The organism is Vibrio sp. QJM3NY_39 (assembly GCF_057785895.1).
In genome coordinates, this window is record NZ_CM173505.1 from 3,551,364 (window position 1) to 3,573,263 (window position 21,900).

A 21,900-nucleotide genomic window follows, 5' to 3' on the forward strand; every position below is an offset into this window, starting at 1 on the left:
TTTTAAATACTCTCTTACGAGAATGCTTAAAGATGGTGGGCGATACCGGGCTCGAACCAGTGACCCCCTGCTTGTAAGGCAGGTGCTCTCCCAACTGAGCTAATCGCCCATGATAGTTTTAATTCCTTCATGGAGAAAGAATGGTGGAGCTATGCGGGATCGAACCGCAGACCTCCTGCGTGCAAGGCAGGCGCTCTCCCAGCTGAGCTATAGCCCCATATTTTTATTTCCTTGGGAGGAAATGGTGGGTCGTGCAGGATTCGAACCTGCGACCAATTGATTAAAAGTCAACTGCTCTACCAACTGAGCTAACGACCCAATGGTATCCCGTAGGGGAGTCGAACCCCTGTTACCGCCGTGAAAGGGCGGTGTCCTAGGCCTCTAGACGAACGGGACACTGGATATTGAAGAACTTGGGAGTTCTTCGTCTCTTTACTTTTCTAAACCTAATCAATCTGTGTGGACACTCATCGTAAGTATCTTCGTATAAGGAGGTGATCCAGCCCCAGGTTCCCCTAGGGCTACCTTGTTACGACTTCACCCCAGTCATGAACCACAAAGTGGTGAGCGTCCTCCCCGAAAGGTTAAACTACCCACTTCTTTTGCAGCCCACTCCCATGGTGTGACGGGCGGTGTGTACAAGGCCCGGGAACGTATTCACCGTGACATTCTGATTCACGATTACTAGCGATTCCGACTTCATGGAGTCGAGTTGCAGACTCCAATCCGGACTACGACGCACTTTTTGGGATTCGCTCACTATCGCTAGCTTGCTGCCCTCTGTATGCGCCATTGTAGCACGTGTGTAGCCCTACTCGTAAGGGCCATGATGACTTGACGTCGTCCCCACCTTCCTCCGGTTTATCACCGGCAGTCTCCCTGGAGTTCCCGACATTACTCGCTGGCAAACAAGGATAAGGGTTGCGCTCGTTGCGGGACTTAACCCAACATTTCACAACACGAGCTGACGACAGCCATGCAGCACCTGTCTCAGAGTTCCCGAAGGCACACCTGCGTCTCCGCTGGCTTCTCTGGATGTCAAGAGTAGGTAAGGTTCTTCGCGTTGCATCGAATTAAACCACATGCTCCACCGCTTGTGCGGGCCCCCGTCAATTCATTTGAGTTTTAATCTTGCGACCGTACTCCCCAGGCGGTCTACTTAACGCGTTAGCTCCGAAAGCCACGGCTCAAGGCCACAACCTCCAAGTAGACATCGTTTACGGCGTGGACTACCAGGGTATCTAATCCTGTTTGCTCCCCACGCTTTCGCATCTGAGTGTCAGTGTCTGTCCAGGGGGCCGCCTTCGCCACTGGTATTCCTTCAGATCTCTACGCATTTCACCGCTACACCTGAAATTCTACCCCCCTCTACAGCACTCTAGTTCACCAGTTTCAAATGCAGTTCCGAGGTTGAGCCCCGGGCTTTCACATCTGACTTAATGAACCACCTGCATGCGCTTTACGCCCAGTAATTCCGATTAACGCTCGCACCCTCCGTATTACCGCGGCTGCTGGCACGGAGTTAGCCGGTGCTTCTTCTGTTGCTAACGTCAAGATGCGCAGCTATTAACTACACACCCTTCCTCACAACTGAAAGTACTTTACAACCCGAAGGCCTTCTTCATACACGCGGCATGGCTGCATCAGGCTTTCGCCCATTGTGCAATATTCCCCACTGCTGCCTCCCGTAGGAGTCTGGACCGTGTCTCAGTTCCAGTGTGGCTGATCATCCTCTCAGACCAGCTAGGGATCGTCGCCTTGGTGAGCCATTACCTCACCAACTAGCTAATCCCACCTAGGCATATCTTGACGCGAGAGGCCCGAAGGTCCCCCTCTTTGGCCCGTAGGCATTATGCGGTATTAGCCATCGTTTCCAATGGTTATCCCCCACATCAAGGCAATTTCCTAGGCATTACTCACCCGTCCGCCGCTCGACGCCCATTAACGCACCCGAAGGATTGTTAGTGTCGTTTCCGCTCGACTTGCATGTGTTAGGCCTGCCGCCAGCGTTCAATCTGAGCCATGATCAAACTCTTCAATTTAAGATTTTGTGACTCAACGAATACTGACTTCAAAACTATTCTTTATAAATAAAGAATGTAATTTTAAAGCTATTACCATTCCAACAGAATGGTAATGAATTGACTGTGCCAAAATTAAGTAAACTTAACTTTGTATTGGCCACTCAGTTCATTGAAATCAAGTTTGTTACCGAAGTAACTGCTATTACCTAAGTAATAACGTTTTGATATTCATCAACGAGTGCCCACACAGATTGATAGGTTTAAATTGTTAAAGAGCTTTTCCTTTTTGAGCTTCGCTCAAATCGGACGGCCATTTTAGCGATTTAAGTTTTAGTGTCAACCACTATTTTCAAAACTTTTTTCAAGCGCTTAGCTTGGCTAATTTGGCTTGTTGATTCGCTTTGGTTTCTTACGAAGCCTTCCCGTTTCAACGAGGTCGCATTATAGAGATTTCGATCACACTGGCAAGCCCTTTTTGAAGTTTTTCTTACTTTTTTGATTGTTCGAGCGTTTTTTGTTCAAAACACCTCATTATCACTAGTATTCCCCTTAATTAAGGGCTTAAGGTACCTATATAAAGGAGGACTTATGAGTTCAATACGCAGTTATAAAGGAATATCCCCTCAGATTGGACAAGGTGTCTATATAGATACAAGTTCGGTACTGGTTGGTGATATCAAAATCGGTGACGACTCTAGCGTGTGGCCTTTGGTTGCAGCTCGAGGAGATGTGAACCACATTCATATTGGGGAAAGAACGAATATCCAAGACGGCAGCGTCTTGCATGTCACCCATAAGAATGCAGAAAACCCTGACGGTTATCCTCTATTAATAGGTAATGATGTCACTATCGGACATAAAGTAATGCTGCATGGCTGTACTATTGAAGATCGCGTACTTGTTGGCATGGGAGCTATCGTGCTTGATGGCGTTATTGTTAAAGAAGAAGTGATGATTGGTGCTGGTAGCTTGGTTCCACCTAATAAGGTACTTGAAAGCGGTTATCTATATGTAGGAAGCCCAGTAAAACAAGCACGCCCATTAAATGATAAAGAGCGTGCCTTTTTACAGAAGTCAGCTGACAACTATGTTCAGAATAAAAACGACTATCTAGACTCTGTGCTGCCAGTCTAAAGCATTTTGATTTGAATCCGATTAGAGGAGTCATACTCCTCTTCTTCTATTAACTCTTCCGCTAGCTCTTCAATATCAAAACGTAACTCAGAAAAGATAACTAAAGCTTGATCGCCCTCTTCTATCTCTTTACCTGCCAATCGTGATAATTCTTCAATAGATAAGACACATTCGATCAATGCACCCGACTGTTGTGCTGGGAAGGTGATAGATTGACTTGCTTCATCCCAATCTTGGATATCCGGAAATAGAATTGATTGATTCATTTTTTATAATTACCTTGTTACATCTCTAAGTTTCTACGTAATTCTCTTAAAATTTGTTTTGTTCCTGGGCGAAGGCCACGCCAAAGCATAAAGCTCTCTGCTGCCTGCCCCACTAGCATACCCAAACCATCATAAGCAGCATGAACACCGTTATCTAATGCCCATTGATTAAATACTGTGGTTCCAGATCCGTAAACCATGTCATAAACGGCGCTATTAGAATTGAAAATAGCATCAGACACTTCAGGAAGCTGCCCACTTAGACCAGACGAAGTAGAGTTAATAATGACATCAAAGCCTTCATTAACATCACTTAGCCCCATCCCCTTGATGTTGCCATGCGAAGAAAACATCTCAGCCAGAAGTTCAGCCTTGGAGCTGGTTCGATTAGCGACCACCAGCTGTTGTGGCTTTTGATCGAGAAGAGGTTGAATCACTCCTCTCGCAGCACCACCAGCGCCAAGAAGAAGAACGCGAGCTCCTTTTAACGCAACTTGATGTTGAAGAAGGTCTTGAACTAAGCCTTCACCATCGGTGTTATCACCAATAATCTCTCCATCATCGAGCTTCTTAAGTGTGTTTACGGCACCTGCTAGTTCAGCTCTTTCAGTCAGGCGATTAGCGAACTGATACGCATCTTCTTTAAAAGGTGCTGTGACATTACACCCTCTACCACCCTCACTAAAAAAAGCTTGAGCAGCAATGATGAATTCACCTTGTTCTGGCTGGAGTGCTGTATAGGTAAGTTGTTGGCTGGTTTGGCGAGCAAATAATGTGTGAATGAATGGCGATTTGCTTTGCCCAATGGGGTTACCGAAAACGGCATAACGATCTACTTGCTGTGTCATATCCTTACCTAACAGAAATAAAAAAGGGTCATCTATATAGATGACCCTATCACTATCCCTATAAGGAAGGAAGAACTACCAAACTCGAGGCTTTAGGTAGTCGCTATAAAGCAGAGCTTCTGGTGAACCCGCTTGTGGCTCGTAGCGGTATTCCCAACGAGCTAATGGCGGCATCGACATTAATATAGACTCTGTGCGCCCACCGCTTTGCAGACCAAATAAGGTGCCACGGTCGTAAACTAGGTTAAATTCAACATAGCGACCACGACGATAAAGTTGGAAGTCACGCTCGCGCTCACCGTAAAACGTATCTTTACGTCGTTCTACAATTGGTAGATAGGCGGCTGCAAAGCCTTCACCGACCGCCTGCATATAAGCAAAGCTCTTATCGAAACCCCACTCATTCAGATCATCAAAGAACAGACCACCGACACCGCGTGTTTCGTCTCGGTGAGGCAGATAGAAGTATTTATCACACCACTCTTTATGCTCTTGATAAACATCATCACCAAACGGCGCACAAAGATCTTTAGCGGTTTGATGCCAAGATTGGCAGTCTTCATCGAAAGGATAAAATGGCGTTAAGTCAAAACCACCACCAAACCACCAAATCGGGTCTTCCCCCTCTTTTTCCGCAATAAAGAATCGAACGTTCGCGTGTGAGGTTGGGATATATGGGTTTTTAGGGTGGATAACTAATGAGACACCCATTGCCTCAAACTTACGTCCAGCTAATTCAGGGCGATGAGCCGTGGCTGAGGCAGGCATTGCCTTACCCGCTACGTGAGAGAAATTAACCCCACCTTGCTCAAATACCGCACCATTGGTCATCACACGAGTTCGACCACCGCCACCAAGGCGCTCGCCAGGTTCACGCTGCCATGCATCTTCTTCAAACAGTGCAGTACCATCAGCTTGCTCAAGCTGCTGGCAAATCGAATCTTGTAGGCTCAGTAAAAACTGCTTTACTGCTTCTTTATCAATTGCTGACATCTTACTTCCTTTGCAGGGTTTAACCCTGTCTTAATATTTTCGACGTTTTTGCATCTCTAATTTCGCTTGGCTTCTCACGGCCACCCGTTTGACCTTCTAGAATCGCGACTAAGTGTTGACCCAGCTGCTGTTGAACTTCTTCAGTCGTCATACAAGGCGGCTCGCCAGTCAGGTTGGCACTGGTAGAGGTTAACGGCTTGCCGAACTCATTACACATTCTTTGAACCAAAGGGTGATCCGTCACTCGCACCGCGATGGATTCAAATTGGCCACTGACCCAATCAGTTGCTTTACTGCTGGTTGGCATTATCCAAGTCACAGGTCCCGGCCATGTTGCTTTTACGGTCGCTAACTGCGCTTCAGTCAGTTGGCTTTCATCAATATAGGGCAGCAACTGCTCGTAACTCGCTGCAATTAGGATCAACCCTTTCTCCATCGGCCGCTGTTTTAAATCGAGCAATTTCTTAATGGCTTGTGGATTATCGGGATCACAACCGATCCCAAAAACGCCTTCAGTCGGGTAAGCAATGACTTCACCTTGTTGTAATGCCTGCAAAGTATGTTGAAAGTTATCCAAGGGTTGCCTCATTAATTCTGTTATCGAACTCGCTAAGTGTACAAATTATCACTCACTGTGACTAAAGCTATTTGTTTATAAAATGTATCAATTAACAACTTAGACTGACGCAAACGTTTTCCTTAAGCAATTTTACCCGTATAATGCGCGCAAAATATCTAATCACTAATTAAATCGTACCTGAAGGAGTTTGAGATGACTGTCGGTATTATCATGGGTTCTAAATCTGATTGGCCAACAATGAAGCTAGCTGCAGAAATGTTGGATCAGTTTGGCGTGGCGTACGAAACAAAAGTGGTTTCTGCTCACCGCACACCTCAGTTGCTTGCAGACTACGCAACCAGTGCGAAAGAGCGCGGTATTAAAGTGATTATTGCTGGTGCTGGCGGTGCAGCTCACCTTCCAGGCATGGCGGCTGCTTTCACAAGCGTCCCAGTTCTTGGTGTTCCAGTTCAGTCTAAAGCACTAAAAGGCATGGACTCGCTACTTTCTATCGTACAGATGCCAAAAGGCATTGCGGTAGGTACTTTGGCTATCGGTGAAGCTGGCGCTGCCAATGCTGGTATCCTAGCAGCCCAAATCATTGGTACTCACAATGAAGAAGTGATGGCAAAAGTAGAAGCGTTCCGCTCTGAGCAAACAGAAGCGGTTCTGGCTAATCCAAACCCTGCAGAGGACTAATTCCCATGCATGTTCTTGTGTTAGGCGCGGGCCAACTTGCTCGCATGATGTCCCTAGCTGGGGCGCCGCTGAATATTGAAATTTCTGCTTTTGATGTTGGCAGCAAAAATATTGTTCACCCATTAACGCAAGCGATTCTAGGCAGCGGCTTAGACAATGCGATTGAGCGTGCGGACGTCATTACTGCTGAATTCGAGCATATCCCTCATGATGTACTTGAGGTGTGTGAGCGCAGCGGTAAGTTCTTACCGACAACAGAAGCAATCAAAGCTGGCGGTGACCGTCGCCTTGAAAAAGCCCTGTTAGACGAAGCAAGCGTGAAAAATGCTAAGTACTACGTGATTAACTCTCGCGAAGACTTTGACGCTGCGATCGCTCACGTTGGCTTACCAATGGTATTGAAGAGCACACTTGGTGGCTACGATGGCAAAGGTCAATGGCGCTTAAAGACATTAGATAATGTTGACGCGACTTGGACAGAAATGGCTGAGTGCATCGCTGCAACAGACAACCAAGCGATTGTTGCTGAAGAGTTTGTCCCGTTTGACCGCGAAGTCTCACTGGTGGGTGCTCGTGGTGCCAATGGCGAGATCCAAGTGTACCCACTGGCTGAGAATGTTCACACCGATGGCGTGTTGAGCTTATCAACAGCGATTGACGACATTGAACTGCAAGAACAAGCTAAGACCATGTTCACCGCAGTTGCAGAGCGTTTGGATTACGTTGGCGTACTCGCGCTAGAGTTCTTTGATGTTCAAGGTTCACTGCTGGTAAATGAGATTGCACCACGTGTTCATAACTCGGGCCACTGGACACAACAAGGCGCTGAAACTTGTCAGTTTGAGAATCATCTACGTGCCGTATGTGGGATGCCATTAGGCAGCACTAAGCTGATTCGTCCAACCGCAATGATCAACATCCTTGGTGAAGATACCCTACCTGAAGCAATTCTTGCTCAAGGTGGTTGCCATGTTCATTGGTATGGTAAAGAGAAGCGTGCAGGTCGTAAGATGGGCCACATTAACGTGAGCGCTGACTACAACGCAGAGCTGCAAAGAGCGCTATGCTCACTGGCAGACATTCTCGATAAGCAAGCCTACCCTGCTGTGCATGAATTTGCTGAGCAGATGAAGTAAATCTACATTGCTTGATGAATATAGAACGTTTATTGGATATAGAAACGGCGCTCAGTGAGCGCCGTTTTTTGTCTATAACATCAAGTTATTGAGATTGAATGTGATGACACTTGCGATCAGCACATTGCTTCTTAGTGCCACTGGCCGTTTTCTTCTCCAGCAACAGCGGGAACTGACACTCTTCACAACGACCTATAACAGGTGGCTGATTAACGGCGAACTTACACTTAGGGTAGTTATCGCACGCATAGAAGGTTTTGCCATAGCGAGATTTACGCTCAACCAAATGGCCTCTGCCACACTCAGGACAAGCAACAAGTGGCTGCTCTTCAGGTTGTTCTTTTGGTTGGTCCAAAGATTCGATGTGATTACACGTTGGGTAGCTACTACAACCAATGAACATACCAAAGCGACCTTGCCTTAATACCAATTCGTTTTGGCATTTAGGACACGGTACACCCAGCTCTTTCACTACGTGGCCATCGTTCTGATGCAGAGGCTTGATGTAATCACAGCTAGGATACTGCTTACAGCCTAAAAATGGGCCGTGCTTACCATGGCGAAGCTGAAGCTCTCCACCACACTGTGGACATGGTTCATGCTCTAATGCATGTTCATGTGCCGAAAAAAGCTGATTATCAATCTTACTACTCATGACAAGCCTGTATTAATGCAAGATACCTTGCTCTTTGGTGTACAACAGCTCTTCCATTTGCGTGTAAGCACTTTCATTACCCGGCACATTAAATAGCACCATTAAGATAATCCATTTCAGATCATCCAATTCAAATTCGCTCGTCTCAAGCCCCATCACACGATCAATCACCATTTCACGAATCTCTGTCGTGAGTACGTTGATCTGTTCAAGGAACAATAAGAAACCTCGGCACTCCATATTAATACGTGAAATCTCTCGACTGGTATAAATACGCATCGAGGTATTGGAACACATAGTAATCGCCGCTTGATTCTCAGTATCTTGCAATGCCGCAAGATCTTCTAACCAATGGAGGGCCTTATAAATATCATCTTGGTGAAACCCTGCTCGAAGAAGCTCATCTTCCAGCTCATCTTGATCCACCTGCAATTCAGAATCGCTATGGATGTAGGTTTCAAACAAGTACATCAGTATGTCCATCATCATAGCTTAGCCTCTCCCCTTTCGAATATAGCCACCGGAAACTGCAACAACATGCCCTGAGAGCTCAAGCTCTAAAAGCTGCATCATGACCTCATGCACAGGTATATGGGTTCTCTGTGCCAAAATATCAACGGGTGTCGCCTCTAGCCCTACGTTAGCGAACAGCTGTGGAAATGGCAATTGTTCATTTTCCCCCATACTGGGCGTAGGTTCGAACAAGCTGGGTTGCTGATCGATAGACCAGTCTAACAGACTCTTTATTTCAATCAGAACATCTTGTGCACTCTGTACCAAGCATGCTCCAGCTTTGATTAAGCTATTACCTCCTCGACTGGTTGGGTTATGAATAGAGCCAGGAAGCGCAAACACCTCTCGGCCTTGCTCCATGGCATAGCGAGCTGTAATCAAAGAACCACTCTTCTCAGCCGCTTCAACCACCAAGGTTCCGAGCGATAACCCACTTATAATACGGTTACGGCGAGGGAAATGTTCAGGTCGTGGTTTGGCACTTGGGCGAAACTCTGAAATCAACGCACCATTTTCACAGATCCTATCGGCTAAATTTCTGTGTCGCGCAGGATAAATGGAATCCAATCCAGAACCCAATACAGCAAAAGTTTCCCCTCCTTTATCTAGAGCACCATCATGAGCATAGCCATCGATACCGAGTGCTAAGCCACTGGTGACAATCAAACCATTTTGGACGAACTCTTTGGCGAAGGACTTCGCGGTTTGCAACCCTTCGAGACTGGCATTGCGACTGCCGACCATAGCGATTTGAGGCTCAATCAGTTTTTCAACGTGACCTTTAACGAAAAGCACGCTTGGCGCGGAGGCGGTCTCATTCAGCAGTTTGGGATAATGCGAGCAATTCGGGGTAATGATGTGATGGTTGGGTTGTCTTGCTTGCCACTCTAGGCAAGCCTCCACTTCTCTTGGGGCTTGCTCTCTTAGATAGGCAATTTGCTTGGCAGACAAACCAAGCGCTTGCAGTTGCTGACTTGAGTAACCAACAATATTCAAAGGAGAATCAATACTCAGCAGTCGAGAAAGGCGCTTGCCACCCAATTGCGGAACAAAACTTAGAGTTAACCAAGCACTCAGTTGTTGCTCATTCACTCGGTGCCCTTAGCTTCTTCCTTCAAAGCCAGATCCAAAGGTGATACCGCCAGAATATCATTACTAACCGGTTTTGAGCTCTGAGTGATCAAGGCCAAGCTAAAATACTCATAAGGACGAATGACCATCAAACTACCAAGTGAGGTACTTGGCAGCTGCACCTTATCGCTCGCTGCAGACTCTTTGTAGCTGTATTCACCTTGCTTACCAAACACCACAGCGCCGCTTTCACTGAGGGTAAACATAGAGCCTTGGCGAAGATTGTCCTGTGAGCCTTTATTAATAACGACCACTTGATTCTTTGCACTGTATTGGCTGCCATCTAATGAACCCAAGATATTAGCAAACTGCCCCGCAGCACTAGGCGCTGGATAAAATGTGGTTGAGAGCTTCATCTGATCAACGCCAAGTTCAGGTAACACGAGGTCATTAAGTAACACCTCTTGCAGTTGAGTCTCTATCTGTAAACTACTGAACTCAGCATCCACCTCTTTCAAGCGCGCCGTGGCGACCAAACGCAAAGAGGTAATACTCGCTTGAGGTTGTTGTCGTTGATAAGTCTCGACGGCACGGTAGATACCCCATTTTTGATGCTGCTGGTTCCCAGAAATAAACAATCGGTCTTCACCCGATAAGAAGCGTTTGCCATCACTGGTCCCTAACACTCGTTGCGCTGACTGGATATCTTGCTGCTCAACCAAGCGGTCAGATTGTAGATACGGTAGAACAAGCCCCTCATTCACAGTAGGTACTGCTTTCTTCTCTGATACACGAATCTTAGGGCTTAGCTTTATGACGGGTTTGAGGCTCAACACAGGCTCGCCATTAATCCAAACCAGAGACAATTTATCTCCGGGGTAAATAAGGTGAGGGTTTTCTATTTCAGGGTTTACCTGCCATAGCCTTGGCCACAACCAAGGGCTATCGAGATACATCGCGGAAATATCCCATAAGGTATCCCCCTTAACCACCACATAGGCCTGAGGTGCATCTTGTTTGATGGTTAAAGGTTGCTCACTATTTTCAGCCGTAACGGCGAACGAAAACGAGGCACAAATAAGAGAAAAAGTGGGAGAAAAATGACGCATGACCTAGGTTCCTTGGTCTGAATATATGACATCTGATTAGAGAATTACCTTCAGGATGCTGTCATTTGACCTCTAAAATGTCTAGAATTGAGCCAACAAGGTTTAAGCTGTTTCGGCACAGTTCAATATTTCGAGTGTATATGTCTGTATTACAAGTATTAACATTACCAGATGATCGTCTACGTACCGTGGCGAAACCGGTAAAAGAAGTTACCCCAGAGATTCAAAAGTTCGTTGATGACATGATTGAAACCATGTACGACGAAGAAGGTATCGGCCTTGCGGCAACGCAAGTAGATTTCCACCAGCGCATCGTTGTTATCGATATTTCAGAAACACGTGACGAGCCTATGGTTCTGATCAACCCTGAAATTACCGACAAACGTGGCGAAGATGGTATCGAAGAAGGCTGTCTATCTGTACCAGGCGCTCGAGCTCTAGTACCTCGCGCTGCAGAAGTAACGGTTAAAGCATTAGACCGTGAAGGCAACGAATTCACATTCGACGCTGACGACCTTCTGGCTATCTGTGTTCAACACGAACTTGACCACCTAGAAGGCAAGTTGTTTGTTGATTACCTATCGCCACTAAAACGCAAACGTATTCAAGATAAGCTAGCGAAGATTAAACGTTTCAACGAGAAACAAGGTTAATAACCGCTGCTATTACTAAATTAAGAAGGAAGTCTACCTTGAGTCAATCTTTAAGAATTGTCTTCGCAGGTACTCCGGATTTCGCCGCCCGTCACTTGGCGGCGTTGTTGTCTTCGGAGCATGAAGTTATTGCTGTTTACACACAGCCAGATCGTCCAGCAGGCCGCGGTAAAAAACTGACTGCGAGTCCAGTAAAAAACATCGCACTTGAAAATAATATTCCGGTTTACCAACCCGAAAACTTCAAGTCAGATGAAGCTAAGCAAGAACTAGCCGATTTGAATGCTGACATCATGGTTGTCGTAGCTTACGGCTTGCTTCTTCCACAAGCTGTATTAGATACACCTCGCTTGGGTTGTATCAACGTGCACGGTTCTATCTTACCGCGCTGGCGTGGTGCTGCTCCTATCCAACGCTCTATCTGGGCGGGTGATAAAGAGACAGGCGTAACGATCATGCAGATGGATATCGGCCTAGATACGGGTGATATGCTAAGCATCGCAACGCTACCAATCGAAGCTACAGATACGAGCGCTTCAATGTACGAGAAGTTGGCTGGCCTTGGCCCTGATGCTCTTGTTGATTGTTTAGCAAACATCGCTTCAGGTAAAGCCGTCGCAGAAAAGCAAGACGACGAACTTGCTAACTACGCGAAGAAGCTAAGCAAAGAAGAAGCTAAAATTGATTGGAATGACAGTGCAGAACACATCGAACGTTGTGTACGCGCTTTCAATCCATGGCCAATGAGTCACTTTGCGATTGTTGATAGCAGCTCTGATGCAGATATAAGCATTAAGGTTTGGCAAACACGTGTTGATGAAGAATCAACATCTGCGCCAGCTGGCACAATTATCAAAGCTGATAAAACGGGTATCTATGTTGCTACTGGCGATAAAGTACTTGTATTGGAACAGCTACAAGTTCCAGGTAAGAAAGCCATGTCAGTTCAGGATATCTTGAACTCACGTGCAAGCTGGTTTGAAGTTGGTACTCAACTTTCTTAACCACTTTAAAGCTACTTTATATGCACTTAGAAACGTGTAGCTTTAGATAAAATAGCTTAGAAAACCTTTACGAGGGCAGAGATGCCCTCATGTATTCAAATAAATATTCGGTATCCCTCATGAATGTTCGCGCTGCTGCTGCAAATGTCCTATTCCAAGTTGTCGACAAAGGCCACTCTCTTTCACACGCTCTCCCTGCGGCTCAAAAAACGATTCGTCCGCGAGACCATGCTCTACTGCAAGAGATTTGCTACGGTGCACTTCGTTACTTGCCTCGCTTAGAGTCAATCGCTAACGAATTAATGGACAACTCACTTAAAGGCAAAAAGCGTGTATTCCACCACCTAATTTTAGTGGGTATTTACCAACTGAGCTTTATGCGTATTCCTTCGCATGCTGCAGTTGCTGAAACTGTTGAGGCAACCAAAACATTGCGTGGTCCAAGCCTAAGCGGTTTGATCAACGCTGTGTTACGTAGCTACCTGCGTGACCAAGAAGAGTTGGATGAAAAAGCGGTTAGCCACAATGCGGGTAAATACACTCACCCAAGCTGGATTCTTAAAATGCTTCAAGAAAGCTACCCAGATCAGTGGGAGCAATTAATTGAAGCAAACAACAGCAAGGCACCAATGTGGTTGCGCGTAAACCGTCAGCACCACACTCGTGACGAGTACGCCGAACTACTGAAAAACGAAAACATTGAATACACACTGCACCCTGAAGCTGCAGATGCCATAAAATTAGCAGCGCCTTGTGATGTTACTTTACTTCCTGGCTTCGACAGAGGTTGGGTATCAGTACAAGACGCAGCCGCTCAGCTTTCCGTTGATTACCTAACACCAAAAGATGGTGAGCTAATCCTAGACTGTTGTGCAGCGCCAGGTGGTAAAACCGCGCACATTCTTGAGCATACTAAAGACACAGAAGTGGTTGCGATTGACTGCGATATCAAGCGTCTAGACCGTGTTTACGATAACCTAGAACGCCTACAACTGCGTGCCGACGTAATCTGTGGCGATGCTCGCTATCCTGAAGAGTGGTGGATGGGTGATAAGTTTGACCGCATCCTGCTTGATGCTCCATGTTCAGCAACGGGTGTAATCCGTCGCCACCCTGACATCAAGTGGCTACGCCGCGCATCTGATATTGACGCACTAGCAGAACTGCAAAGTGAGATCATGGATGCAATGTGGAATCAGCTGAAAGAAGGCGGCACCATGGTCTATGCGACATGTTCTATCACACCGCAAGAAAATGTGCTGCAAGTGAAGGCATTCCTAGAGCGTACAGAGAACGCAACACTTGTTGGGTCTGATATCGAAAATCCGGGGCGTCAAATACTACCTGGAGAAGAAGATATGGATGGCTTCTACTACGCAGTTCTAGTAAAACAGGCATAACAACTAACAGCGGCTAAGAATTTATTTCTTAGCCGCTGTTTCTTTCTAGTGCATTATCAAAGCGAAAAGAGATCACTAGAATTACAACGGCAAAAAATAAGAGAAAGGCTATGAAGATCATTATTCTAGGTGCTGGACAAGTTGGCGGTACCCTTGCTGAAAACCTAGTGGGTGAAAACAATGACATCACGATCGTCGACCGTAATGCCGACCGACTTCGTGAACTTCAGGACAAATACGACCTTAGGGTTGTAAACGGTTATGCCAGCCACCCGAACACACTACGTGAAGCGGGCGCGCAAGATGCCGACATGTTGGTTGCCGTAACCAATATGGATGAAACCAACATGGCCGCATGTCAGGTTGCCTTCTCTCTGTTTAATACGCCAAACCGAATTGCCCGAATCCGCTCTCCACAGTATTTAGAAGAGAAAGAAGCACTCTTCAAATCAGGGGCGATTCCGGTTGATCATTTAATTGCCCCAGAAGAACTCGTCACCAGCTACATCGAGCGCCTGATTCAATATCCAGGTGCACTGCAGGTTGTGAGTTTTGCTGAACAGAAAGTTAGCCTAGTAGCAGTAAAAGCTTATTACGGTGGACCATTGGTTGGTAACGCACTGTCTGCTTTGCGTGAGCACATGCCGCACATTGATACTCGTGTAGCCGCTATCTTCCGTCAAGGTCGCCCTATTCGCCCACAAGGCACTACCATCATTGAAGCCGATGATGAGGTTTTCTTTGTGGCAGCGAGTAACCATATCCGCTCAGTAATGAGTGAGCTTCAGCGTCTAGAGAAACCGTATCGTCGCATCATGATTGTTGGCGGTGGTAACATTGGTGCAAGCTTGGCAAAACGCCTTGAACAGAGCTACAGCATCAAGCTTATTGAGCGCAGTTACACTCGTGCCGAAAAGCTGTCTGAAGAATTAGAAAACACCATCGTATTCTGTGGCGATGCAGCCGACCAAGAGCTGCTGACCGAAGAGAACATCGATCAAGTTGATGTGTTCATTGCTCTAACCAATGAAGATGAAACCAACATCATGTCAGCGATGCTGGCGAAGCGAATGGGTGCCAAGAAAGTAATGGTGCTGATTCAGCGTGGCGCTTATGTCGACCTTGTTCAAGGTGGCGTGATTGATATTGCGATATCTCCACAGCAAGCGACGATTTCTGCGTTGCTTACTCACGTTCGTCGTGCTGATATTGTTAACGTATCCTCTCTACGTCGCGGCGCTGCAGAGGCGATTGAAGCCATTGCTCACGGTGACGAGACCACATCTAAAGTCGTTGGCCGAGCGATTGGCGACATCAAACTGCCACCGGGCACCACTATTGGTGCGATTGTTCGCGGAGAAGAGGTGCTTATCGCGCACGATAGAACCGTAATCGAACAGGATGACCACGTAGTGATGTTCCTAGTGGACAAGAAATACGTACCGGATGTTGAGTCTCTATTCCAACCGAGCCCGTTCTTCTTATAGCCTTGTTCTCGTAAGCTTCTTCTCGCAACTTTCTTTTTGTGAGAAGGACGCTCCGGCACAAAGCTGTAATCAATTAAAGCTATGGTCTATTAAGCTATGGTCAACTTTCGTCCGATATTATTAGTGATAGGGTTAGTGTTATCAAAACTCGCCCTTTTCATGTACATCCCCACATTGGTTGCCTTTTTTACTGGCACCGGTGGCTTCCTCGAGTTTGGTCAATCGGTAGTGATCACGCACATTGTGGCGTTCATCTGCTTGAGCTTGGGCCGCTCCGCTAAGTTCCGACTTGGGGTGCGGGACATGTTCCTTATCACCTCTTTGGTTTGGACAATTGCCAGCGCCTTTGCCGCCCTGCCATTTGTCTTCATTAACCACATCAGCTTCACTGACGCCTACTTCGAAACCATGTCAGGTATCACCACGACAGGCTCAACCGTATTAAGCGGCTTAGACAGCATGGCACCAAGCATTCTGTTGTGGCGTTCTATACTGCAATGGTTAGGCGGCATCGGCTTTATCGTGATGGCGGTAGCAGTTCTACCAATGCTCAACGTTGGTGGTATGCGCCTGTTCCAAACCGAATCATCCGACTGGTCAGATAAAAGCAGCCCACGAGCAAAAACCGTCGCGAAGAACATCGTGGCGGTTTATCTGGTTCTGACTGGTTTATGCATCATTAGCTATTTGTTTGCAGGCATGGGCATCTTTGACGCGATCAATCACGCGTTCACAACACTGTCGACGGGGGGGTACTCAACCTCAGATGGCTCGATGAACCACTTCTCTAACAGTGCTCACTGGGTGGGAACCCTGTTCATGTTCCTTGGTGGACTGCCGTTCTTACTGTTTGTTAGCGCACTGCGAGGCCGAAAACTCTCGATCCTCTACAAAGACGCGCAAGTGAGAGGTTTCACGTACCTGTTCTTGTTCACCAGCGCCGTAATATCAACATGGTTGGTGGTTAGAGATGGCTACACTGTCATGGATGCGATGCGTGTTTCGATGTTCAACATTGTGTCAGTCGTCACCACAACCGGTTTTGGCTTAGAAGACTTCACCGCCTGGGGTGCACTGCCAACCACCTTGTTTGCATTCCTAATGATGGCGGGCGCTTGCTCGGGTTCAACCTCTGGCGGTATTAAAATCTTCCGTTTCCAGATCGCGATGACCATGCTCCACAAACAAATGATGAAGCTAATTCACCCATCGGGCGTGTTTGTTCAACGCTACAATCAGCGACCGGTGAATGACGATATTGTGCGTTCACTCGTGGCATTTGGTTTGATGTTCTTTATCACGATTATCTTAATTGCAGGCGGCTTGAGCGCGATGGGGCTTGATCCTGTGACCAGTATATCTGGCGCTATCACAGCCGTTGCCAACGTGGGCCCTGGCATGGGCAGCGTGATCGGTCCAACGGGTAACTTTGCACCACTGCCAGACGCCGCTAAATGGTTATTAAGTTTAGGTATGTTGATGGGCCGACTTGAGATACTGACGCTAATTGTTCTATTTTTCCCTGCCTTTTGGCGACGCTAATTACGCGAATATTTAAGGAAACACAGATGAAATCATACCTACTTATCGCAAGCGCACTGCTTAGCAGCTCTGCATTCGCCGGCCAAATGGTGACTCTGCAAGATGGTAAACAGATACTTCTAAAAGATGACTTTACGTGGCAATACGTGGCACAGAAACAAACGGCAACAACATCAGAAATCGTAGTCCCTGTTGTAGCAGCGCCGGTTGTAGCTGTCCCAATCGCGACTAATATGCGTGGTACGACGATTATCGTTGATAGCAAGAAGCCAAGCTTACAGCTGTCTCAATCAGGAGTGGATGTTGTACTCGGAACAAGTCGCTATGAAGACGGCGAGCTGATCATCCCTACGGCTATTACTAACCAAGGTACGCAGGCTGTCATCTTAGTGTCTTTGAAGTTAGGTGTATATTCACCAAGTGGTGAGTTATTAGAAGAGAAAACAGTAGCGGTTTGGAAATCGATAAAGCGTATGGCAGATACCTACCTTCGACCAAAAACCGATGCCGAAGGTACGTCGCTTAACCTAGCTGTTGATCAATACCCAGAATATCAAATCAAAGCTGAAATCGTTGAAGTGCTGGCTCGCTAAACCGGTGTCACAAACAGATAGATAGCGAAGAAATGGCAAGCGCAGCCCGCCAACACAAACAGGTGCCAGATGGCATGGTTATAAGGGATGCGTTTTGCCACATAGAAAATCACACCCAGCGAGTAAATCCCCCCGCCAACCGCCAGTAACACCAAACCACCTATATCGATGTTCATCGCTAATTGATAAACCACAATCAAAGATAGCCAACCCATCGCTAAGTAAATGAACAGCGATAAGCGCTTGAATCGGTATACGAAAGCAATCTTCATGATGATGCCCACCAGCGCAATTCCCCAGATCACCGCCATCAAGCCCATCGCTAATGGGGTTCTTAAGCCCACCAAAAGAAACGGCGTGTAACTGCCCGCAATCAGCAAATAAATCGCACAGTGATCGAGCGTTTTGAGTAAGCGCTTGGTTTTCTCAGTGGTGATCGAGTGGTACAACGTGGAAGCAAGAAAGAGCAGAATAATACTGCTGCCATACACCGCCATACTGGCAACCGTTAGCATGTCAGCTTGGTAATCAAACGCACGAATCAGTAACAGGATCAGGCCCACTACGCCAAGTACGACGCCCAAACCATGGGTTATCGCATTAGCGCGTTCTTCGATGTCACTGTATTCGCTGGCTGATGATGCAGACATGAGTATCCTACTAGAGTAAATGTTCGATTGCCCCAGTATTACACATTAAGCTTACACGTGTAAGCTTAAATTTTTATGACAAAATGACTTATAAAATGTGCGATTCAGCTAATATGCGCTTTCTAAATACTCGACCACCATCTTACCTGCGTCTTCTGGTGAGGTATCAAGCGGGACACTCAATTGGCGCTGTAGCTGACCAATTCCCAGCAAACTCGCCAACATGCCTTTTGCGCCATCGCGATTGCGGTCTATCTCAAACCACAACTTAAGTTCTGTCTCACCACGATGAGCAACAACCTCAAGCTCACGCCAGCGACCATGATAAGGGCCAGTCGTCGGAACAAATTCGAACTCTTGCACAAACGGTAACTCGAAACCTTCCACCGCCTCACACTCGACTTGGCGAATGCGTAGCCCTTGAGCTTCAAGTTCGTTAAAGATGCCATCGAGGAGTGCATCAGGACGAACCGTTAAGGTATCTTTATCCGATGGGTCAATCGCCATCGCAATGTCCAACCCGGTTTCCAGCCACACCTTTGAATCACCAATCGTGACTGGTGTATTCAGCGGTACATCAAACTCACATTCAAAGTCACGGGTTTCTCCCGGCTGAATCACAAAGGCATACGGCAGGCTCCATTTAGCCAACGAGTACGTCTGATGCATTCGGCGTTTATGACCGCCCTCTTGCCTTTGCGAGTTCATGGTGACTTCTTTGACGTAACGACAGCACAAGTTGAGATCAATGTTGTCGATTTCTTGTGGCTGAGCGCCACCATAGACATGCACAATAATGCTCGCCTTCTTGCCTGGGTAAAGCACTTCCTGTTGCAATACAGAATCCACCTTGGCAGATCCAATACCAAAACTAGCTAACGTTTTCTTTAAGAACGACATATGCACCTCCTTTAAAGCATCATCTTAAGCCTGAAAGAGGTTCAAACTCAAATATACTGCTCACACTATTTTAGCTCTAATATCGTTTAATTATCACTCAGGCGTCGATCGATAACTTAGATAGTGATAATCTAAGCCTTGATATGCATGCATATCATTATCCTGATTTATTTTTCGGATTGGCGAAAGCCAGACGAGTGACTCTTCAAGTAATTGAAGCGAAGCTCATGATAAGTCAGGCCATTAGATTGGCAATGGATATGCCTGACCGTTAGGTAAATTAATGCGCCCAACAGCTGTCAGGTTCTCGCACACCAACCGTAGTGCGATGCGTCGTCGTAGTGGCTTTGTTGCTGCTCCAACGGCTAAGAAATTGGCTCCTACAATGACTCTCGTTCAGAAGACTGCTTTATTAGCACCGACTGCAACAAAAGTAATTAAAGCCGCTTAACGAAAAGCGCAGTTTTTACTGCGCTTTTTTCTTGCCCGGTCCCATCTTGAAATGCCTTTACACATTGGTATTCCCTACCCGATTTGATACCTTAACCACAAATCATTATAAAATTTGTGGAGAAGTAAAGTATGAAGTGTCACCGCATTGAAGAACTGCTTGAACTGATGGAGCCTGAGTGGCATAAAGATCAAGAGCTTAACCTATTAGAGTTCATCATTAAGCTATCAAACGAAGCAGGCTACCAAGGCAAGCTAGAAGAGCTGACTGACGATGTTCTTATCTACCATCTAAAAATGCGTAACAGCGAAAAAGATGAAATGATCCCAGGTCTTAAAAAAGACCAAGAAGATGATTTCAAAACGGCAATTCTAAAAGCGCGTGGCCTTCTTTAATCGCCTATTTGGTTAGAACTCAATGGCCGTATAAATAAAACAATCAATTTCGAAAAGCGACCACTCGGTCGCTTTTTTGTTTCTGTTCGCTATTTTTTCGTCACAACTGTTATGACTTTTGTTGTTAAAGGTTGATAGCGTTAAAGAAATGAGAACAAGATTGTCGTTATAATCGCCATCCATAAGAATCTTCTAAAATAATAAGAGTGAGTGCGATACCAACAAATGCACCAAGCTCAATTTCTACAGGTTCTCTAAACCATACTTTCAAGTAATGTCGTCGTGCCCGACTTAACCGGGCAAACAAGCCACAAAAAGGATAGTCCATGAGTCAGGATAAAATCGACATCAAAGATGTGACTCCTAAAACCTTTAACCCAAAAACACATAAAGGTAATGGAGATCGATTTAACCCAAGTAACCGAATCTATGTTCGAGAAAGCAAAGGTAAATTCCAACAACTTCGTCGTTACGGCGGTTGGTTCTTGCTTTTACTTTTTGCGCTTATCCCATGGATTCCATTTGGTGAACGACAAGCGATCTTGCTCGATATCGGTAGCCAGCAGTTCAACTTCTTTGGCACCACGTTATACCCACAAGATCTGACCCTACTCGCCATCCTATTTATGATTGCTGCGTTTGGCTTATTCTTCATAACCACCTTCTTAGGGCGAGTCTGGTGTGGTTATTTATGCCCACAAACCGTCTGGACCTTCATGTACATCTGGTTCGAAGAGAAACTGGAAGGTGCTGCCAACAAGCGAAGAAAACAAGACTCGGGCAAACTGACGAGCAATTTAATTCTCAGAAAAACCATCAAGCACATCGCGTGGTGGGCGATTGCGATTGCGACGGGCTTAACCTTTGTCGGTTACTTCATCCCAATCAAAGAGCTGGTGGTTGGCTTCTTTACCTTTAACTCGACTTTCTGGCCGGTGTTTTGGGTATTGTTCTTTGCTGGGTGTACTTATGCGAATGCCGGATGGATGCGTTCTATTGTTTGTCTGCACATGTGTCCTTACGCGCGTTTCCAATCTGCAATGTTCGATAAAGATACCTTCATCGTGGGTTACGACACTGAACGAGGTGAAAGCCGCGGCCCTCGCTCTCGTAAAGCCGATCCAAAAGAACTTGGTCTAGGCGACTGTATTGACTGTAATTTATGTGTTCAAGTGTGCCCAACGGGTATCGATATCCGTGACGGCCTACAATACGAGTGTATTAACTGTGGCGCGTGTATTGATGCCTGCGACAACACCATGGAACGTATGGGTTATGACAAAGGCCTAATCAACTACACCACCGAACACAGACTCGATGGTCACACAACCAAGGTGATGCGTCCTAAGCTGCTAGGTTATGGCGCTATATTGATCGTCATGCTGGGTTTGTTCTTCGCACAGATAGCGAGTGTTGATCCTGCAGGCTTAAGTGTTCTACGAGATAGAAACCAGCTATTTAGAATCAATAGCCAAGGGCTTGTCGAAAATACTTACAACTTGAAAGTAATCAACAAAACTCAACAAGAGCAAGAGTACAAGCTTGAAGTCAGCGGGCTACCAGATTCTATCTGGTACGGTAAACAAACGATCACCGTAGACCCAGGTGAGGTTTTAAACCTTCCTATCAGCTTAGGCGTCGATCCAGAAAAACTGAGCTCACCAGTTTCGACAATTCAGTTTATACTCTCGGATAATGAAGAGTTTACGATGGAAGTCGAAAGCCGCTTTATCAAGAAGCTCTGATACCAGACACCTTAGTGCTTGGTATAACACCCCAATAAATGGAAAAAGGCTCAGTAATGAGCCTTTTTTATTC

General features: G+C 46.3%; 22 protein-coding genes, 4 tRNA genes and 1 rRNA gene. 12 read left to right on the forward strand and 15 right to left on the reverse strand.

All coding sequences use genetic code 11. The features are described 5' to 3' along the window. Positions 1-33 precede the first annotated feature (33 nt). The 5 genes from AC3CHU_RS15795 to AC3CHU_RS15815 all read right to left on the reverse strand — a co-directional run bounded on the left by AC3CHU_RS15795 (position 34) and on the right by AC3CHU_RS15815 (position 2,042). Positions 34-109, reverse strand: a tRNA-Val gene (locus AC3CHU_RS15795). A 32-nt stretch (positions 110-141) separates the two neighbouring features. Then, positions 142-217, reverse strand: a tRNA-Ala gene (locus tag AC3CHU_RS15800). A 25-nt stretch (positions 218-242) separates the two neighbouring features. After that, positions 243-318, reverse strand: a tRNA-Lys gene (locus AC3CHU_RS15805). A 2-nt stretch (positions 319-320) separates the two neighbouring features. Next, a tRNA-Glu gene (locus AC3CHU_RS15810) sits at positions 321-396 on the reverse strand. A 91-nt stretch (positions 397-487) separates the two neighbouring features. Next, positions 488-2,042, reverse strand: a 16S ribosomal RNA gene (locus AC3CHU_RS15815). 570 nt (positions 2,043-2,612) lie between these two features. Here AC3CHU_RS15815 and AC3CHU_RS15820 point away from each other — a divergent pair. After that, positions 2,613-3,158, forward strand: a complete 546-nt coding sequence (locus AC3CHU_RS15820; protein WP_010433372.1) for a gamma carbonic anhydrase family protein — start codon at positions 2,613-2,615, stop codon at positions 3,156-3,158. Here AC3CHU_RS15820 and AC3CHU_RS15825 read toward each other — a convergent pair. The 4 genes from AC3CHU_RS15825 to tsaC all read right to left on the reverse strand — a co-directional run bounded on the left by AC3CHU_RS15825 (position 3,155) and on the right by tsaC (position 5,842). Beyond that, positions 3,155-3,424 (reverse strand): DUF1488 family protein, encoded by a 270-nt coding sequence (locus AC3CHU_RS15825; RefSeq protein WP_488524895.1) that lies wholly within the window; start codon positions 3,422-3,424, stop codon positions 3,155-3,157. The two genes, AC3CHU_RS15820 and AC3CHU_RS15825, sit on opposite strands and share 4 nt — an antisense overlap. A 17-nt stretch (positions 3,425-3,441) precedes the next feature. Continuing rightward, positions 3,442-4,272 (reverse strand): shikimate dehydrogenase, encoded by an 831-nt coding sequence (gene aroE / locus AC3CHU_RS15830; RefSeq protein ID WP_061025237.1) that lies wholly within the window; start codon positions 4,270-4,272, stop codon positions 3,442-3,444. A 75-nt stretch (positions 4,273-4,347) separates the two neighbouring features. Next, complete coding sequence (hemF, locus tag AC3CHU_RS15835) at positions 4,348-5,265, reverse strand: oxygen-dependent coproporphyrinogen oxidase (protein WP_488524896.1); 918 nt, start codon at positions 5,263-5,265, stop codon at positions 4,348-4,350. A gap of 19 nt (positions 5,266-5,284) precedes the next feature. Then, on the reverse strand, positions 5,285-5,842 hold the full coding sequence (gene tsaC / locus AC3CHU_RS15840; protein ID WP_488524897.1) for an L-threonylcarbamoyladenylate synthase type 1 TsaC: 558 nt from the start codon (positions 5,840-5,842) through the stop codon (positions 5,285-5,287). Between the two features lie 195 nt (positions 5,843-6,037). On the opposite strand from tsaC, the gene purE reads away from it, so the two are divergent. Beyond that, positions 6,038-6,523, forward strand: coding sequence for a 5-(carboxyamino)imidazole ribonucleotide mutase (purE, locus tag AC3CHU_RS15845; RefSeq protein WP_488524898.1), 486 nt, complete (start codon positions 6,038-6,040; stop codon positions 6,521-6,523). A 5-nt stretch (positions 6,524-6,528) separates the two neighbouring features. Beyond that, positions 6,529-7,659 carry a 5-(carboxyamino)imidazole ribonucleotide synthase gene (locus AC3CHU_RS15850; protein ID WP_488524899.1) on the forward strand — a complete coding sequence of 377 codons (1,131 nt, stop codon included), beginning with the start codon at positions 6,529-6,531 and terminating at the stop codon, positions 7,657-7,659. Between the two features lie 85 nt (positions 7,660-7,744). On the opposite strand, the gene AC3CHU_RS15855 is transcribed toward AC3CHU_RS15850, so the two are convergent. Genes AC3CHU_RS15855 through AC3CHU_RS15870 form a run of 4 tightly spaced genes read right to left on the reverse strand, consistent with a single transcriptional unit; the run spans position 7,745 to position 11,007 of the window. Continuing rightward, complete coding sequence (locus AC3CHU_RS15855; protein WP_004735775.1) at positions 7,745-8,314, reverse strand: DNA topoisomerase family protein; 570 nt, start codon at positions 8,312-8,314, stop codon at positions 7,745-7,747. 12 nt (positions 8,315-8,326) lie between these two features. Then, positions 8,327-8,803 (reverse strand): DUF494 family protein, encoded by a 477-nt coding sequence (locus AC3CHU_RS15860; RefSeq protein ID WP_004735774.1) that lies wholly within the window; start codon positions 8,801-8,803, stop codon positions 8,327-8,329. A 3-nt stretch (positions 8,804-8,806) separates the two neighbouring features. Beyond that, complete coding sequence (gene dprA / locus AC3CHU_RS15865) at positions 8,807-9,919, reverse strand: DNA-processing protein DprA (protein WP_488524900.1); 1,113 nt, start codon at positions 9,917-9,919, stop codon at positions 8,807-8,809. Next, entirely contained in the window at positions 9,916-11,007 is a 1,092-nt protein-coding gene (locus AC3CHU_RS15870; protein ID WP_488524901.1) for a LysM peptidoglycan-binding domain-containing protein, read from the reverse strand. Before AC3CHU_RS15870 ends, dprA begins: the two co-directional genes overlap by 4 nt. A 140-nt stretch (positions 11,008-11,147) precedes the next feature. Between AC3CHU_RS15870 and def the strand changes: the two genes are divergently transcribed. The 6 genes from def to AC3CHU_RS15900 all read left to right on the forward strand — a co-directional run bounded on the left by def (position 11,148) and on the right by AC3CHU_RS15900 (position 17,686). After that, on the forward strand, positions 11,148-11,660 hold the full coding sequence (gene def, locus AC3CHU_RS15875; RefSeq protein WP_004735769.1) for a peptide deformylase: 513 nt from the start codon (positions 11,148-11,150) through the stop codon (positions 11,658-11,660). 38 nt (positions 11,661-11,698) lie between these two features. Further along, positions 11,699-12,664, forward strand: a complete 966-nt coding sequence (gene fmt / locus AC3CHU_RS15880; RefSeq protein ID WP_488524902.1) for a methionyl-tRNA formyltransferase — start codon at positions 11,699-11,701, stop codon at positions 12,662-12,664. A 119-nt stretch (positions 12,665-12,783) separates the two neighbouring features. Beyond that, positions 12,784-14,064 (forward strand): 16S rRNA (cytosine(967)-C(5))-methyltransferase RsmB, encoded by a 1,281-nt coding sequence (gene rsmB / locus AC3CHU_RS15885; RefSeq protein ID WP_017073855.1) that lies wholly within the window; start codon positions 12,784-12,786, stop codon positions 14,062-14,064. A 110-nt stretch (positions 14,065-14,174) separates the two neighbouring features. Beyond that, the gene (trkA, locus tag AC3CHU_RS15890; protein ID WP_004735766.1) at positions 14,175-15,551 is read left to right on the forward strand and encodes a Trk system potassium transporter TrkA; all 1,377 of its coding nucleotides are present in this window, start codon (positions 14,175-14,177) and stop codon (positions 15,549-15,551) included. Positions 15,552-15,647: 96 nt separating this feature from the next. Then, positions 15,648-17,093, forward strand: a complete 1,446-nt coding sequence (locus AC3CHU_RS15895; protein WP_017087275.1) for a TrkH family potassium uptake protein — start codon at positions 15,648-15,650, stop codon at positions 17,091-17,093. 26 nt (positions 17,094-17,119) lie between these two features. Continuing rightward, entirely contained in the window at positions 17,120-17,686 is a 567-nt protein-coding gene (locus AC3CHU_RS15900; protein WP_488524903.1) for a DUF3157 family protein, read from the forward strand. On the opposite strand, the gene trhA is transcribed toward AC3CHU_RS15900, so the two are convergent. Next, positions 17,683-18,336 (reverse strand): PAQR family membrane homeostasis protein TrhA, encoded by a 654-nt coding sequence (trhA, locus tag AC3CHU_RS15905; RefSeq protein ID WP_488524904.1) that lies wholly within the window; start codon positions 18,334-18,336, stop codon positions 17,683-17,685. The two genes, AC3CHU_RS15900 and trhA, sit on opposite strands and share 4 nt — an antisense overlap. 108 nt (positions 18,337-18,444) lie before the next feature. Beyond that, positions 18,445-19,236 carry a sporulation protein gene (locus tag AC3CHU_RS15910; RefSeq protein WP_488524905.1) on the reverse strand — a complete coding sequence of 264 codons (792 nt, stop codon included), beginning with the start codon at positions 19,234-19,236 and terminating at the stop codon, positions 18,445-18,447. A 283-nt stretch (positions 19,237-19,519) separates the two neighbouring features. On the opposite strand from AC3CHU_RS15910, the gene AC3CHU_RS15915 reads away from it, so the two are divergent. The 3 genes from AC3CHU_RS15915 to ccoG all read left to right on the forward strand — a co-directional run bounded on the left by AC3CHU_RS15915 (position 19,520) and on the right by ccoG (position 21,827). Then, positions 19,520-19,687, forward strand: coding sequence for a hypothetical protein (locus tag AC3CHU_RS15915; protein WP_004735761.1), 168 nt, complete (start codon positions 19,520-19,522; stop codon positions 19,685-19,687). Positions 19,688-19,818: 131 nt separating this feature from the next. Continuing rightward, the gene (locus tag AC3CHU_RS15920; protein WP_372236394.1) at positions 19,819-20,082 is read left to right on the forward strand and encodes a DUF1040 family protein; all 264 of its coding nucleotides are present in this window, start codon (positions 19,819-19,821) and stop codon (positions 20,080-20,082) included. Between the two features lie 326 nt (positions 20,083-20,408). Beyond that, on the forward strand, positions 20,409-21,827 hold the full coding sequence (gene ccoG, locus AC3CHU_RS15925) for a cytochrome c oxidase accessory protein CcoG (RefSeq protein WP_017092340.1): 1,419 nt from the start codon (positions 20,409-20,411) through the stop codon (positions 21,825-21,827). Positions 21,828-21,900: the final 73 nt, after the last annotated feature.

Excerpts from the sequence above, each read along its gene's own strand:
- AC3CHU_RS15820 (WP_010433372.1), top strand. The coding sequence starts at position 2,613 with ATGAGTTCAATACGCAGTTATAAAGGAATATCCCCTCAGATTGGACAA.
- AC3CHU_RS15825 (WP_488524895.1), bottom strand. The coding sequence starts at position 3,424 with ATGAATCAATCAATTCTATTTCCGGATATCCAAGATTGGGATGAAGCA.
- aroE (WP_061025237.1), bottom strand. The coding sequence starts at position 4,272 with ATGACACAGCAAGTAGATCGTTATGCCGTTTTCGGTAACCCCATTGGG.
- hemF (WP_488524896.1), bottom strand. The coding sequence starts at position 5,265 with ATGTCAGCAATTGATAAAGAAGCAGTAAAGCAGTTTTTACTGAGCCTA.
- purE (WP_488524898.1), top strand. The coding sequence starts at position 6,038 with ATGACTGTCGGTATTATCATGGGTTCTAAATCTGATTGGCCAACAATG.
- AC3CHU_RS15850 (WP_488524899.1), top strand. The coding sequence starts at position 6,529 with ATGCATGTTCTTGTGTTAGGCGCGGGCCAACTTGCTCGCATGATGTCC.
- AC3CHU_RS15855 (WP_004735775.1), bottom strand. The coding sequence starts at position 8,314 with ATGAGTAGTAAGATTGATAATCAGCTTTTTTCGGCACATGAACATGCA.
- AC3CHU_RS15860 (WP_004735774.1), bottom strand. The coding sequence starts at position 8,803 with ATGATGATGGACATACTGATGTACTTGTTTGAAACCTACATCCATAGC.
- AC3CHU_RS15870 (WP_488524901.1), bottom strand. The coding sequence starts at position 11,007 with ATGCGTCATTTTTCTCCCACTTTTTCTCTTATTTGTGCCTCGTTTTCG.
- def (WP_004735769.1), top strand. The coding sequence starts at position 11,148 with ATGTCTGTATTACAAGTATTAACATTACCAGATGATCGTCTACGTACC.
- rsmB (WP_017073855.1), top strand. The coding sequence starts at position 12,784 with ATGAATGTTCGCGCTGCTGCTGCAAATGTCCTATTCCAAGTTGTCGAC.
- trkA (WP_004735766.1), top strand. The coding sequence starts at position 14,175 with ATGAAGATCATTATTCTAGGTGCTGGACAAGTTGGCGGTACCCTTGCT.
- AC3CHU_RS15895 (WP_017087275.1), top strand. The coding sequence starts at position 15,648 with ATGGTCAACTTTCGTCCGATATTATTAGTGATAGGGTTAGTGTTATCA.
- AC3CHU_RS15900 (WP_488524903.1), top strand. The coding sequence starts at position 17,120 with ATGAAATCATACCTACTTATCGCAAGCGCACTGCTTAGCAGCTCTGCA.
- trhA (WP_488524904.1), bottom strand. The coding sequence starts at position 18,336 with ATGTCTGCATCATCAGCCAGCGAATACAGTGACATCGAAGAACGCGCT.
- AC3CHU_RS15910 (WP_488524905.1), bottom strand. The coding sequence starts at position 19,236 with ATGTCGTTCTTAAAGAAAACGTTAGCTAGTTTTGGTATTGGATCTGCC.
- AC3CHU_RS15915 (WP_004735761.1), top strand. The coding sequence starts at position 19,520 with ATGCGCCCAACAGCTGTCAGGTTCTCGCACACCAACCGTAGTGCGATG.
- AC3CHU_RS15920 (WP_372236394.1), top strand. The coding sequence starts at position 19,819 with ATGAAGTGTCACCGCATTGAAGAACTGCTTGAACTGATGGAGCCTGAG.
- ccoG (WP_017092340.1), top strand. The coding sequence starts at position 20,409 with ATGAGTCAGGATAAAATCGACATCAAAGATGTGACTCCTAAAACCTTT.